Annotated in this window: 13 protein-coding genes; 1 reads left to right on the top strand and 12 read right to left on the bottom strand. The window is 55.5% G+C overall.

What is annotated here, in order from left to right; all coding sequences use genetic code 11:
- Positions 1–7: 7 nt before the first annotated feature.
- From sucA to sdhC, 5 genes are all read right to left on the bottom strand, one after another.
- Positions 8–2,815, bottom strand: a complete 2,808-nt coding sequence (sucA, locus tag GM298_RS20140; protein WP_045286158.1) for a 2-oxoglutarate dehydrogenase E1 component — start codon at positions 2,813–2,815, stop codon at positions 8–10.
- 238 nt (positions 2,816–3,053) lie between these two features.
- Complete coding sequence (sdhB, locus tag GM298_RS20135) at positions 3,054–3,770, bottom strand: succinate dehydrogenase iron-sulfur subunit SdhB (protein WP_014883037.1); 717 nt, start codon at positions 3,768–3,770, stop codon at positions 3,054–3,056.
- 15 nt (positions 3,771–3,785) lie between these two features.
- Positions 3,786–5,552, bottom strand: a complete 1,767-nt coding sequence (sdhA, locus tag GM298_RS20130) for a succinate dehydrogenase flavoprotein subunit (RefSeq protein ID WP_025756374.1) — start codon at positions 5,550–5,552, stop codon at positions 3,786–3,788.
- Complete coding sequence (sdhD, locus tag GM298_RS20125) at positions 5,552–5,899, bottom strand: succinate dehydrogenase membrane anchor subunit (protein ID WP_012016623.1); 348 nt, start codon at positions 5,897–5,899, stop codon at positions 5,552–5,554. The genes sdhA and sdhD overlap by 1 nt, the downstream gene beginning before the upstream one ends.
- A complete protein-coding gene (gene sdhC, locus GM298_RS20120) occupies positions 5,893–6,297 on the bottom strand; it encodes a succinate dehydrogenase cytochrome b556 subunit (RefSeq protein WP_020684965.1) in 405 nt (134 codons plus the stop codon). Before sdhC ends, sdhD begins: the two co-directional genes overlap by 7 nt.
- 639 nt (positions 6,298–6,936) lie before the next feature.
- Here sdhC and GM298_RS20115 point away from each other — a divergent pair.
- A complete protein-coding gene (locus GM298_RS20115; RefSeq protein WP_025756373.1) occupies positions 6,937–8,220 on the top strand; it encodes a citrate synthase in 1,284 nt (427 codons plus the stop codon).
- Between the two features lie 85 nt (positions 8,221–8,305).
- Here the strand turns inward: GM298_RS20115 and nei are convergent, their stop codons facing one another.
- From nei to GM298_RS20080, 7 genes are all read right to left on the bottom strand, one after another.
- Positions 8,306–9,097, bottom strand: a complete 792-nt coding sequence (gene nei / locus GM298_RS20110) for an endonuclease VIII (protein WP_025756372.1) — start codon at positions 9,095–9,097, stop codon at positions 8,306–8,308.
- Positions 9,098–9,107: 10 nt separating this feature from the next.
- On the bottom strand, positions 9,108–9,854 hold the full coding sequence (gene pxpA / locus GM298_RS20105) for a 5-oxoprolinase subunit PxpA (protein WP_126801396.1): 747 nt from the start codon (positions 9,852–9,854) through the stop codon (positions 9,108–9,110).
- The gene (gene pxpC / locus GM298_RS20100) at positions 9,841–10,773 is read right to left on the bottom strand and encodes a 5-oxoprolinase subunit PxpC (protein ID WP_025756370.1); all 933 of its coding nucleotides are present in this window, start codon (positions 10,771–10,773) and stop codon (positions 9,841–9,843) included. Before pxpC ends, pxpA begins: the two co-directional genes overlap by 14 nt.
- Positions 10,767–11,423 (bottom strand): 5-oxoprolinase subunit PxpB, encoded by a 657-nt coding sequence (gene pxpB / locus GM298_RS20095; protein WP_266155130.1) that lies wholly within the window; start codon positions 11,421–11,423, stop codon positions 10,767–10,769. Before pxpB ends, pxpC begins: the two co-directional genes overlap by 7 nt.
- A gap of 14 nt (positions 11,424–11,437) precedes the next feature.
- Complete coding sequence (locus GM298_RS20090; protein WP_025756368.1) at positions 11,438–12,181, bottom strand: type 2 GTP cyclohydrolase I; 744 nt, start codon at positions 12,179–12,181, stop codon at positions 11,438–11,440.
- 10 nt (positions 12,182–12,191) lie between these two features.
- Positions 12,192–13,604, bottom strand: a complete 1,413-nt coding sequence (gene phrB / locus GM298_RS20085) for a deoxyribodipyrimidine photo-lyase (protein ID WP_025756367.1) — start codon at positions 13,602–13,604, stop codon at positions 12,192–12,194.
- Between the two features lie 605 nt (positions 13,605–14,209).
- Entirely contained in the window at positions 14,210–14,416 is a 207-nt protein-coding gene (locus GM298_RS20080; protein WP_014069366.1) for a YbfA family protein, read from the bottom strand.
- Positions 14,417–14,698 lie beyond the last annotated feature (282 nt).

The raw sequence follows: 14,698 nt of genomic DNA, 5'->3' as shown, positions 1-14,698 counted from the left end.
CCTTTAATTAATCGACGTTCAGCGCGTCATTGACCAGATCTTGTTGCTGCTTCTGGTGAACGGACATATACCCTACCGCCGGAGAGGCGGAGGCCGGGCGACCTGCATAGCGCAGGGCTGACCCAAATGGAATCACTTCACGGAAATGATGCTGGCTGCAGTACCATGCGCCCTGGTTGAGCGGCTCTTCCTGGCACCAGACAAAATCATGTACGTGAGCGTACGGTTTCAGCGCTTCCTGCACCGCCTGGTGCGGGAACGGATAAAGCTGTTCGATACGCACGATGGCGACATCTTTCTGATCGTTCTTACGGCGCTGTTCAAGCAGGTCGTAATAAACCTTACCAGAACACATCACCACGCGCTTCACGGCCTGCGGATCCAGCTCATCAATTTCACCGATAGCCGGCAGGAAGGTGCCGTTGGCCAGCTCATCCAGGCTGGAAACCGCCAGCGGGTGACGCAGCAGGGATTTCGGCGACATCACCACCAGCGGACGGCGCATACCGCGCAGCGCCTGACGACGCAGCATGTGGTAAACCTGAGCCGGGGTTGACGGTACGCAGACCTGCATGTTCTGCTCAGCGCAGAGCTGCAGATAACGTTCCAGACGCGCGGAGGAGTGTTCCGGGCCCTGACCTTCATAACCGTGCGGCAGCAGCATCACCAGGCCACACATACGGCCCCATTTCTGCTCGCCGGAAGAGATGAACTGGTCGATAACCACCTGCGCACCGTTGGCGAAGTCACCGAACTGCGCTTCCCAGATAGTCAGGGTACGCGGTTCAGCCGTGGCGTAACCGTATTCGAAGGCCAGCACCGCTTCTTCAGACAGCACGGAGTCCCAGACCTTGAACTGGCCCTGACCGTTGTGCACGTGCTGCAGCGGGGTGTACGTTGAACCGTTGGACTGGTTATGCACGACCGCGTGACGGTGGAAGAAGGTGCCACGGCCCGCATCTTCACCGGACAGACGAACAGGAATACCTTCGTCAACCAGTGTCGCGTAAGCCAGGGTTTCCGCGCCGCCCCAGTCGAACAGCTTCTCGCCTGCGGCCATAGCCTGGCGATCAGCATAAATTTTCGCCACGCGAGACTGCATCTCAATAGCGTCTGGTACGGTGCTGATGCGTTTAGCCAGCTCCTGCAGGCGCTTCATCTCGACCTTGTTCGGGTAGCTCTCATCCCACTCGTGGTTGAGGTACGGCGACCAGGTAAAGGAGTGCATGTTCATCGGACGCAGCTCTTTCACCACGCATTCACCTGCATCCAGCGCGTCGCGGTAGAGGTTGACCATCTCGGTCGCATCTTCCAGCGTCGCCACTTTTTCGCTTTCCAGCTTGTCAGCGTAGATTTTGCGCGGGGTCGGGTGTTTTTTGATTTTCTGGTACATCAACGGCTGGGTTGCACTCGGCTCGTCGGCTTCGTTGTGGCCGTGACGGCGGTAGCAGAACAGGTCGATGAACACATCGCGTTTGAAGGTGTTACGGAAGTCCAGCGCCAGACGGGTCACGAAGGCGACCGCTTCCGGATCGTCCGCGTTAACGTGGAAGATCGGCGCCTGAACCATCTTACCGATGTCGGTACAGTATGGGGTAGAACGCGCATCCAGCGGGTTAGAGGTGGTGAAGCCCACCTGGTTATTGATGACGATACGCACGGTACCGCCCACTTCATAACCACGCGCTTTTGACATGTTCAGGGTTTCCTGAACCACGCCCTGTCCTGTGACCGCCGCATCACCGTGGATGGTGATTGGCAGCACTTTATTGCTGCTTGGCTCGTCCAGACGATCCAGACGCGCACGCACGGAACCGATAACCACCGGGCTGACGATCTCCAGGTGTGACGGGTTAAACGCCAGCGCCAGGTGAACCAGACCGCCTTCGGTTTCGATATCAGACGAGAAGCCCATGTGATACTTCACGTCGCCGGTGCCAAGGTGTTCTTTATGTTTGCCCGCGAATTCGTCGAACAGGTCCTGCGGTTTTTTACCCAGCACGTTGACCAGTACGTTCAGACGACCACGGTGCGCCATGCCCAGCACCACTTCACGAGTGCCGCTCTTGCCTGCGTGACGAATCAGCTCTTTCAGCATCGGCACCAGCGCATCGCCGCCTTCCAGCGAGAAGCGTTTTGCGCCCGGGAATTTCGCGCCCAGATAGCGCTCAAGCCCTTCCGCTGCCGTCAGTTCATTGAGGAAGCGTTTTTTCTCGTCAGCCGAGAAGGTCGCGTGGCCTGCTACGGATTCGATGCGCTGCTGGATCCAGCGTTTCTCTTCGGTAGAGGTAATGTGCATGTATTCCGCGCCGATGGAGCCGCAGTAGGTTTGCTTGAGCGCGTCAATCAGATCGCCCAGCTTCATCGTGTCTTTGCCGATGGCAAAGGAACCTACGTTAAAGCTTTCCTGGAAATCGGCCTCGGTCAGATCGTGATACGCCGGATCGAGATCGGCCACACGGTCTTGTTTCCACAGTCCCAGCGGATCGAGATTCGCATGCTGGTGACCACGGAAGCGATAAGCGTTGATAAGCTGCAGGACTTTAACCTGCTTCGCATTGGTGTCAGGGTCGGAAATCGCAGAAGAGTAACGTGAGGCATCCTTCGCCAGACGACGGAAATAATCACGTGTTTTGGAATGGAATTGATCCGGTTTGACTCCCGTGCCAGGCAACTGCTGGAACATGGAACGCCAGTTTGCGTCCACTGAGTCAGGATCGGTTAAGAAGTCTTCATAGAGCTGTTCTATCCAGCTCTGGTTGGCACCAGAGAGGTAAGAAGAGTCCAGCCAGGCTTTCATTGCGCCGTTCTGCATCGTGATCCCTTAAGCATTTTTATGCTTACTTTCGCCGTAGAAACTACCACGTACACACCGTGTACGTGCCGGGGTTCACCTGCGAGCTCTTTTCATTTGGCCCGCGAAGGAACCTTTAGAAACTGTCTAAACTTCAGGGCAGTTTTTAAAGGTTTCTGCATTTTGCCCGGTGGCGCTACGCTTACCGGGCCTACAGACTCGTAGGCCGGATAAGCGCAGCGCCGTCCGGCAAATTTACTTACGCACTGCGCTGCAGCAGCATCGACTTAATATGGCCGATGGCGCGCGTCGGGTTCAGCCCCTTCGGACACACACTGACGCAGTTCATGATGCTATGGCAGCGGAATACGCTGAAAGCGTCACTCAGTCCTTCCAGACGGCTTTCGGTTTCGGTGTCGCGGCTATCGATCAGGAAGCGATAGGCAGCCAGCAGACCGGCCGGGCCGATAAACTTGTCCGGGTTCCACCAGAACGACGGGCAGGACGTTGAACAACATGCACAAAGAATACACTCGTACAACCCATCGAGTTTTTCACGCTGCTCTGGAGACTGTAAGTGCTCACGAGCGGGTGGATTTTGCCCATTATTCAATAAGTAAGGCTTAATCTTCTCATATTGTGCATAGAATTGCCCCATGTCTACCACCAAATCACGCACGACCGGCAGACCTGGCAGAGGACGGATAACAATTTTCTGACCCGGACGCTGCAGCGCTGAAATTGGCGTGATGCAGGCCAGGCCATTTTTGCCGTTCATGTTCACACCGTCAGAGCCACAGACCCCTTCACGGCATGAGCGACGGAACGACAGGGTCGGATCTTTCTCTTTCAGCTGGATTAAGGCATCCAGCAGCATCATGTCACGACCTTCTTCCGCTTCCAGGGTGTAGTCCTGCATACGCGGAGCATCATCAACATCCGGGTTATAACGATAAACTGAGAATTCGAGTTTCATTATCCTGTCTCCGCATTAGTAAGTACGAATCTTCGGCGGGAACGCCGGACGCAGTTTCGGTTCCATATTGACGCTACGACGCGTCATGGATTCCGACTCTGGCAGATACAGGGAATGGCACAGCCAGTTTTCATCGTCACGCTCCGGGAAGTCGAAGCGGCTATGGGCGCCACGGCTTTCGGTACGGAAGTTTGCCGCCATCGCGGTCGCGAACGCGGTTTCCATCAGGTTATCCAGCTCCAGACACTCTACGCGCTGGGTGTTGAACTCGCTGGAGGTGTCATCCAGACGGGCGTTTTTGAGACGCTCGCGGATCGCTTTCAGCTGCTCAAGACCTTTGGCCATCGCGTCGCCTTCGCGGAATACCGAGAAGTTGTGCTGCATGCACTCCTGCAGCGCTTTACGGATTTCCACCGGATCTTCGCCGTTACGGTTACCGTTCCAGCGGTTGAGGCGCTCAAGAGAGGCATCAATTTCGTCGTCGGTCGCATCACGCAGCGCACCCTGCTCGGCAATGGATTCCTGCAGATGCAGACCCACCGCACGACCAAACACCACCAGGTCCAGCAGGGAGTTGCCGCCCAGACGGTTAGCACCGTGTACCGATACGCAGGCGATTTCGCCCACTGCGAACAGGCCAGGGATAACCACATCTTCGCCCTGCTCGTTTACGGTCAGCGCCTGACCGGTCACCTTGGTCGGAATACCGCCCATCATGTAGTGACAGGTTGGGATGACAGGGATCGGCTCTTTCACCGGGTCGACATGTGCGAAGGTGCGCGACAGTTCCAGGATGCCCGGCAGACGGGATTCCAGCACCTCTTTACCCAGGTGGTCGAGTTTCAGCTTCGCGTGAGGACCCCATGGGCCATCACAGCCGCGGCCTTCACGGATTTCGATCATGATGGAACGCGCCACCACGTCACGACCCGCCAGGTCTTTCGCATTCGGGGCATAACGCTCCATAAAGCGCTCGCCATGTTTGTTCAGCAGGTAACCCCCTTCACCGCGGCAACCTTCCGTTACCAGCACGCCCGCACCGGCGATACCGGTTGGGTGGAACTGCCACATCTCCATATCCTGCACCGGCACGCCCGCGCGGATAGCCATACCGACCCCGTCACCGGTGTTGATGTGGGCATTGGTGGTGGACTGGTAAATACGGCCTGCACCACCGGTCGCCAGCACGGTTGCGCGGGCTTTGAAGTAAACGACTTCACCGGTTTCGATGCACAGTGCGGTACAACCGACGATTGCGCCATCGGCGTTTTTCACCAGATCCAGCGCGTACCACTCGGAAAAGATGGTGGTGTGATTTTTCAGGTTCTGCTGATACAGGGTGTGTAGCAGTGCGTGACCGGTACGGTCAGCCGCCGCCGCGGTACGTGCCGCCTGCTCGCCGCCGAAGTTTTTCGACTGGCCGCCAAACGGACGCTGATAGATGGTGCCATTTTCCAGACGGGAGAACGGCAGACCCATGTGGTCCAGCTCCAGAATCGCTTCCGGGCCGGTTTTACACATATATTCGATGGCATCCTGGTCACCGATGTAATCGGAACCTTTTACCGTGTCGTACATGTGCCATTCCCAGTTATCTTCATGGGAGTTACCCAGCGCAACGGTAATACCGCCCTGCGCAGACACAGTATGGGAACGGGTTGGGAAGACTTTAGAGAGCAGCGCACAGCTCTGGCCGCTCTGGGAAATTTGCAGTGCGGCACGCATACCTGCGCCACCCGCACCAATGACGACAGCATCAAATTCTCTGACTGGCAGTTTCATTACACACCCCACACCACAACAAATCCATAAATAACGTAAACCACCAGAGCAACAACAATGGCCAGTTGCAGAGGGAGGCGAATCGCCAGAGGTTTAACGTAATCGGTCAGCACCTGCCACATACCAATCCAGGCATGAATAAGGATGGAGAACAGCGCCAGCAGGGTGAACACTTTGGTGAAGGCCGATCCGAAGAACCCACTCCAGATTTCCCACGTAAGCTCCCCGCTGGTGGCGAAGAAACCGATCATATAGATGATGTAAAGGGTGAGAACGATGGCGGTAGCACGGACCAGAATGAAGTCATGTACGCCGTTGCGTCCTAATGCGGAGGCGTTGCTTACCATACGAGAACTCCTGCGAGAAGTGAAAGCACGACTGTAATCACAAATGAAATGTTAGCGGAGCGTTTCCCGGCTTCGAAGGTCTCTTCGAGATAGCCAAAGTCCATCAGCATATGGCGAACACCCACCACAACGTGGTACGCCAGTGCGGTCAGAATGCCCCACATGATGAATTTCACGAAGAAGCTGTTCATGATGGCCGAGGCCTGGAGGAATCCTTCAGGGGAAGAGAGGCTGGTACCCAGTAACCACAGCAGAATGCCGACCGCCACAAACGTAATCACACCTGAAACACGGTGCAGAATGGACGCTATTGCTGTTACAGGGAACCGGATCGTTTTCAGATCCAGATTGACAGGTCTTTGTTTTTTCACATTTCTTATCATGAATAACGCCCACATGCTGTTCTTATTGTTTCCTTCCTCCGGACTGCGATGCGGGTCAAGCAGCGTTCCTTTTCTATAACTGCGCGTCATGCAAAACATTGCTTCCAGATGCTAAAACGACACGTTACAACGCTGGGTGGCTCGGGATTGCAGGGTGTTCCGGAGACCTGGCGGCAGTATAGGCTGTTCACAAAATCATTACAATTAACCTACATACAGTTTGTTGGGTTTTCTCTGGAACAGTGATCAGGGTCACGATAACAACATCTTTTTAATTTTTAATCATCTGATTTGACAAATGTTAAACAATATTGTTACAAACGTCATCAGAAAAGGCATATAATGCGCAAAAGTTATGAGGTCTCTCTTTCACCTGACAAATAGTTATGTAACAGTGTGATGGTATTGACCGAAGTTATCAGGACAGTTATTAGTGATATACAGGTTTGAATAATTCGGACTGCAAAAACGCTGATTTGCTGTGGTTTCACTGATATTTCATTCGTTTACCTGCAAGGCGCCATAGCTCTGTACCCTGGTTTGTCCTCGTGAGCTGAGCGGTAAGCCAAATAACAATCTGGTAACGATGATTAACAGCTGAAGGCAAATCCGGTAAAGCGCAGTCTTAAGCATAAGGCGCTAAGGAGACCGTAAATGGCTGATACTAAGGCAAAACTCACCCTAAATGGTGATGATGCTATTGAACTGGATGTGCTAAAAGGCACGCTCGGTCAGGATGTTATTGATATCCGTACGCTGGGTTCCAAAGGGATGTTTACCTTTGACCCTGGATTTACTTCTACCGCATCTTGCGAATCCAAAATCACCTTCATTGACGGTGACGAAGGTATCCTGCTCCATCGCGGCTTCCCTATCGATCAGTTAGCCACCGAATCCAACTATCTGGAAGTGTGCTATATCCTGCTGAACGGCGAAAAACCGACACAGGCTCAGTTCGATGAATTTAAAACCACCGTGACCCGTCACACCATGATCCATGAGCAGATCACCCGTCTGTTCCATGCGTTCCGTCGTGACTCTCACCCGATGGCGGTGATGTGCGGGATTACCGGTGCGCTGGCGGCGTTTTACCACGACTCTCTGGACGTGAATAACCCGCGTCACCGTGAAATCGCCGCTTACCGTCTGCTGTCCAAAATGCCTACCATGGCGGCGATGTGTTACAAGTACTCCATCGGCCAGCCGTTTGTGTACCCACGCAATGACCTCTCCTACGCGGGTAACTTCCTGCGCATGATGTTCTCCACGCCGTGCGAAGAGTACGAAGTGAACCCGGTACTGGAACGCGCGATGGACCGTATTCTGATCCTGCACGCTGACCACGAACAGAACGCATCGACCTCTACCGTTCGTACCGCAGGCTCTTCAGGCGCTAACCCGTTCGCCTGTATCGCTGCGGGCATCGCCTCCCTGTGGGGACCGGCGCACGGCGGCGCGAACGAAGCGGCACTGAAGATGCTGGAAGAGATCAGCACCGTTGAGCACATTCCTGAATTCGTGCGTCGCGCGAAAGATAAGAATGACTCCTTCCGCCTGATGGGCTTCGGTCACCGTGTTTACAAAAACTACGACCCACGCGCAACCGTGATGCGCGAGACCTGCCACGAAGTGCTGAAAGAACTGGGCACGAAAGATGATCTGCTGGAAGTGGCGATGGAGCTGGAACACATCGCGCTGAACGACCCGTACTTCATCGAGAAGAAACTCTATCCGAACGTCGATTTCTACTCTGGCATTATTCTGAAAGCGATGGGTATTCCGTCCTCCATGTTCACCGTGATCTTCGCCATGGCCCGTACCGTTGGCTGGATTGCGCACTGGAACGAAATGCACAGCGAAGGCATGAAAATCGCCCGTCCTCGTCAGCTGTACACCGGCTACGAGCAGCGTGATTTTAAGTCTGATCTGAAGCGCTAAAAGTCAAGCCCGGTGGCGCTACCGCTTACCGGGCCTACAAATGCGAAACGTAGGCCGGGTAAGGCGTAGCCGCCACCCGGCTTTTTTATTTTTGACAATGCGGACACCAGTAAAACGGTCTTGAGGAGAGCATTGTCCTCTCTATAATCCCGCCGCACCGCTCGCACTTTTTCCCCGCCCGATGAAATACCTTGAACCGGAAAAGCGCGCCGTGATGCTTATTCTCGTCCACCACCCCGCGCGTGTTGTACGACAGCCGCGGAATGTCCAGCAGCGCGTGGGACAGCGCCTCCAGCTGTTCATCGCTCAGCTGAGAAGCTTTGTGCTGCGGTGCCAGCCCGACTTCCCAGAGGATTTCCACCCGCAGGTAGTTGCCAAGTCCGGCCAGAAACGCCTGATCGAGGAATAACCCGGAAAATTGCCGGTTGCGGAATTTGGGAGACAACAAGCGGGCTTTGACATCGCTCGCCGTCAGGCGCATATCCAGCACATCGGGCCCGACCCGCTGTAAAAACGGATGCGTAAGCAGTTGCTCAGGCGTTAACATTTCGATATCAGATGCGCTGTACAGCAGGATCGCTTTCTCTGCCGTTTGCAGCCTGACGCGCAGCACGCGGGTGGTTTGCGGCTGTTCATCCGCGTTAACCACGCGCCACACGCCGTAAAGCTGGTTGTGGCTATATAACGTCAGGTTATGGGAAAAGTGCGTAAGCAACGCTTTTCCGCGCGTTTCAATATGCGTCACCGTTTGCCCCACCAGCGGGGCTTCAAACGGTTTCAGTTGAGGGAAAGCAAACCAGACATCCGTCAGCGGTTTACCTTTTATCGCCGCCTCGAGGCTATCCGCCGCGCGACGGATCTCCGGGCCTTCTGGCATTTTTCTGTCCTTATGATGATCGGGCGCTAACGAGAATACCTTGCTCTGCAAAAGCCGCCCGTAAGCGGCGCGCAAACTGCAGCGCATGCTCGCCATCGCCGTGTAAACAAACCGTTTCCGCCTGTACGCTGGCCGTTGAGCCATCCGTCGCGTTGACGGTCCCCTCACGCACCATCTGAAGGGTCTGCGCCAGCGCCTGAGACGCATCGGTGATTAATGCGCCGGGCTTGGACCGGGGGACCAGGCTACCATCAGGCAAATACCCTCTGTCGGCAAAGACTTCCTGACGCGTGGTTAACCCCAGACGCTGCCCCGCACGAATAAGCTCGCTTCCCGCCAGGCCAACCAGTATCAGCTGCGGGTTGCAGTCCCGTACCGCGCGGGCGATGGCGTCAGCCAGAACGGGATCTTTTGCCGCCTGATTGTAGAGCATGCCGTGCGGCTTCACGTGACGCAGCACCCCCTTCTCGGCGCGAACAATCGCCTCCAGTGCGCCTGTCTGATAGAGCGTCTGGGCGTAAACCGTCTCCGGTGGGAGATCCATCGCGGTACGGCCAAAATTCTCCCGATCCGGAAAGCTCGGGTGAGCCCCCACCGCCACGCCGTTTTTGATGGCGTTTCGCACGCTCTCAAGCATCGTTTGGGCATCGCCCGCGTGAAAACCGCAGGCAATGTTGACCGACGAAACCAGCGTCATCAGTTCAGCGTCAGCACTACCGCCCTCGCCCAGATCGGCGTTTAAATCAATCTTTACCATCGAGCCTCCACGCCAGTTGTTCCAGATAACGCTGCTGATCCTGACGCGCCTTGAGCGCCTCCTCCAGCGAACATTGCACGAAGTGAATCGGCTGCCCCAGGGGGATTTGCGCAAGATGATAGCGATCGGCTTCAATAATGCAGGCAATACGCGGGTAACCGCCCGTTGTTTGCGCGTCATTCATCAACACTATCGGTTGACCGTTCCCCGGCACCTGGATGACGCCGGGCAATAAGCCGTGGGAAAGCAATTCACGCTCTGTCGTACGGGTCAGTGGCTGCCCCTGCAAACGGTACCCCATGCGGTTACTTTGTGGGCTGAGCTTCCACGGCGAGCGCCAGAAGGACTCTTTAGAGACCTCGTCGAACTCATGGTATTCCGGCCCCGGTAAGGCGCGGATCTGGTTGCCCCAGAGCAGTTGCTTCACCCCCTGAGCCGTCGAGAAGTGGCGCGCAGAGGGGTGAATCGCCAGACGGTCGCCATCGCGTAGCAACCGTCCTTCGTGACCGCCAATGCCGGCTTTCTGATCGGTACTGGCTGACCCCAGCACCGCCGGCACGTCAATCCCGCCCGCGACCGCAAGATAGCTGCGCACCCCGTGCAGAGGACGCTTAAGCGTTAAACGCTGTCCGGCTTTCGCACGTAGCCGCCAGCCGGTCCAGACCGCTTTGCCATCCAGCGTGGCATCGCACCCGGCGCCGGTTAAGGCAAACCAGGTCTCCTGACCAAACTCAATGACACACTGCCCGAGCGTAATTTCGAGCGCAGCCGTATTGCCGGGGTTGCCCACCAGCACATTAGCAATCTCCAGCGCGGGCCTGTCCAGCGCGCCGCAATAGCTCACGCCAGACTGGCGCATGCCAAAGCGGCCCGCATCCTGAACGGAAGTGTAAAGCCCAGCTCGAATAAGCGTTAACATACCCCCTCCTTCTGCGGAATAAAGCGGAGGGTATCGCCGGCACGCAACAGGACCGGCGATGCCTGTCCGGGTTCAAATAACGGCATGGACGTATGTCCGATAAGCTGCCAGCCGCCAGGCGAAGCCAGGGGATAAATACCGGTCTGCTCGCCGCCTATTGCGACGGTGCCAGCCGGTACACTCAGGCGAGGCTCCGCGCGACGCGGCGTATGCAGCCGCGGGGAGAGCCCGCCAAGGTAAGGGAAGCCCGGCTGAAATCCCAGGAACCAGACAACGTAATCAACCGAAGCGTGCAGCTCGACGACCTGCTTTTCCGTTAACCCGCAGTGTTCCGCGACAACCGGGAGATCGGGTCCCCCCGCGCCACCGTACACCACCGGGATCTCAATCGTTCTGGAGTCAGGCTCCAGCGCTTCACTCTCTTCCCACCAGCGCTGTAAACGTTCGATAGCATCCAGCGCCAGCGTGTGCGGGCTACGCAGCACGACGGTAATGTTATTCATACCTGGAATGGCCTCAATCACCTCTGGCATGTCGGCCAGACGCTGGGTCAACCGCCAGATTCGCTTTTGCGTCGCCAGCGTAACAGGCGGCTCCAGCTCCAGTACCACTGCGGTTTCACCCAGAAGATAACAACGCGCTCGCTGCACTTAACTACCTCTCATCAGGCCGGATTAGGGATATCAATAAAGGTCACATCCAGATCGGTATTTTCCGTCAGCCACTCACTGAGGGCGCGAATGCCGCCACGCTCCGTCGCATGGTGGCCTGCCGCGTAGAAATGGAGCCCCTGCTCCCGGGCGGAGTGAACCGTCTGCTCAGAAACTTCACCGGTAATAAACGCATCGACACCGAAGCGCGCGGCGCTATCGATAAAGCCTTGCCCGCCCCCGGTACACCAGGCGACACGCTTCACGAGATCGGGCCCGGTATCGCCGCACCACAGGGGACGACGCCCGAGACGCGCTTCGATCCATGAGGCCAGTTCCAGCCCCGGCACCGGCATCGCTAACTCGCCCCACGGCACCAGCGGCTCAATTTCGCCCATCACGGTTATGCCTAATAATCGCGCCAGCTGGACGTTATTCCCCAGCTCCGGATGCGCATCCAGCGGCAGATGGTAACCGTACAGGTTGATGTCATTCGCCAGCAGCGTTTTCAGACGGTTGCGCTTCATACCGCGGATAATCGGCGATTCGTTTTTCCAGAAGTAGCCGTGATGAACAATCACCGCGTCGGCTTCCTGACGAACCGCCTCGTCCAGCAGCGCCTGGCTTGCCGTCACGCCGGTGATAATTTTCTGCACCGTTTCGCGTCCTTCCACCTGCAGGCCATTCGGACCGTAGTCGCTAAAGGAGACGGTATTCAGTTTTTCGTTAATCAGGCTTTCCAGTTCGCTGTTTTTCATCATCACTCTCTCAAGCTTTGCGGGCGGCTTCATAGGCCGCCAGCGTGGCGACGCGCGCCTGTTTATGGTCGACAATCGGACGCGGATAATCGAGCTTCACGCCCTGTTTATCCGCCCATGTCCACGGGTCGTGGATCGCTTTAGCAGGAACATTCCTGAGCGCGGGTAACCAGTGGCGAATAAAGTCGCCGTTGGCATCAAATTTTTGCCCCTGGGTCGTGGGATTAAAAATGCGGAAATAAGGGGCCGCATCGGTACCGGTAGAGGCCGCCCACTGCCAGCCGCCGTTATTCGCCGCCAGATCGCCATCGATCAGCCGGGAAATAAAATAGCGCTCCCCGACACGCCAGTCGATAAGCAGATCTTTTACCAGGAAGCTGGCGGTAATCATCCGCAGGCGGTTGTGCATCCACCCGGTTTCATTCAGCTGGCGCATCGCGGCGTCCACAATCGGATAGCCTGTTTCACCTTTCTGCCAGGCCTCTAAAAGCGCTACATCGTGCTGCCATTTTACGTTATCGGTCCAGGGAATGAATGGACGATGCTTACATAAATCAGGGTGATACGTCATCAGATGGCGATAAAACTCGCGCCAGATAAGTTCGTTCAGCCACACCGAGCCTGAGCCACCATCCAGCGCCTGAGGCTGCTCCGCCAGAAGACGATGTAAACACTGGCGAGGAGAAAGGACGCCCAACGCCAGGCTCGCGGATAAACGGCTGGTTCCTTCAATCGCCGGGAAATCCCTGCGCGCGTCATAGTCTCCTGCGCCCTGTTTGCAAAACTGGCGCAGCTTCGCGATAGCGGCCTTCTCGTTTGCGGGAAACAGAAGCGCATCGAATGCCTGTTGGGGATAGTTAAACGTTAATTCAGGCAGATCGGTTATGGCATCCCCTCTGGTGGAGGGCGCGGGTACGCACTCCGGCAGCACCTCTTTAAGGCGTTTCACAAAGGCATTTTTAAAGGGCGTAAACACCTTGTACATTTCATGGCTGCCGGTCATGACGCTGCCCGGCGCCAGCATCACGCTGTCATCAAATCCCTGACACTGAACCTCGCTCAGTAACGTCTCCAGCTGGCGATCCCGCTGACGCTCGTTCAGTTCGTACTGGTAGTTATAAAAAAGATGCGTGACATCATTCTGCTGGCAAACTTCCTGTATCGTCAGAAGCTGCGCAGCGAAGTCACTGACCTCTCTATAAATCAATGGAATGCCTTTTTCGGCAAGCGAGCGTTGCAAGTCGTTCAGATGTGCACTGAGAAAAGCCGCCTGTCGCGGCGCCATATCATGCTGCTGCCACTGGCCAGGCGTAGCAATAAACAGCGCCAGCACCCTGGCATCCTGAGAGCGGCAGGCTGCCGCGAGAGCGATGTTGTCATGTACGCGCAGGTCCGCGCGAAACCAAACCAGATGGGTGGGCATAAAACTCCAGGCAAATATCCATTATGTCCGTAAGGGCACGCCACCAAAGGAAAAAGCGGCGAGCTTTTACTGTACTTTGCCATGAAGTGTAGACGGGATGAAATAAAAAAGGCCGCCCGAGGCGGCCTTAACGCTACTTGTCCTGCGCTATCGAGGTGAAAGCAATGAACGTAATCGGTTCATCATGCTTTACCACAAGTACGCTGGCGACAATGAACGCAATGCATATATAGCGTTTCACTATGCGGTCCCTGCAGCTTACCGCTCCACCGTTCACCACCGGTGATAAATCGGTGGACACAAGCTCTGTGTGGAGCCTGACTCACGGTTGTGGAAATACCTCTCCCGTGACCGGTGCCCATTTGCGAGATGGCGGAAAGGGACGCTGCATAGTAATCTCCGCACGCACGAAGCGTAATCCATTGCAATTGTTTTTAAGAATATATTTAGGATCCAAGCGTTTGAATCTTCAGCTTGCAGAAGTATGCTTGAAAACCTCTGTGTGAGAGCCTGAAAAATCACCCAACGGACCGCGAATCCCGAGGGACAAAAAAACCGCCACATTGCTGTTGGCGGTTTTTTTATTGCTGTGTGTCGTCTTAGTATCAGTAGAAATCGCAGGTCGCTTTCTCGGCCTGGTCCATCCACACCGGCTTCTCGCTGGTTTTCGCCCAGACGCGGTGCAGATAGCTGTAAAAACGTGCACGATCTTTCCAGAACAGCATCACCGGCAGGGCCAGTACACCAGCCACTACGGCGAAAGTGCGACGCATGAACACGATATGAGCCGGATACTCTTTATAAAGATCCATATTTTCTCCCCTATAGTTGGCCGGAAACGTCATCCGGAAAATTCAAAATCTGTGACCTGGCTAAAATAATATCGCTTTGTTTGTAATTTTACTACTCATCCGACCACTTATTTTCGTCTGTTTAGTGAAAATTTACCTTCACGCCGTAATTAAGTTACAAAAAAGTTAACGATTTACTTATCAATAGTTAAATTGTGGCTTTTGCCATTTTTATACTTTTTTTACACCCGCCCTTCTCATTTTTGCGAAATCTTTGCGCCGCAAATCCTACCGTTAGAGCAA

The organism is Enterobacter sp. HSTU-ASh6 (assembly GCF_026319105.1).
GTDB lineage: Bacteria > Pseudomonadota > Gammaproteobacteria > Enterobacterales > Enterobacteriaceae > Enterobacter > Enterobacter sichuanensis.
This window is presented reverse-complemented; position numbering and strand designations above follow the sequence as displayed.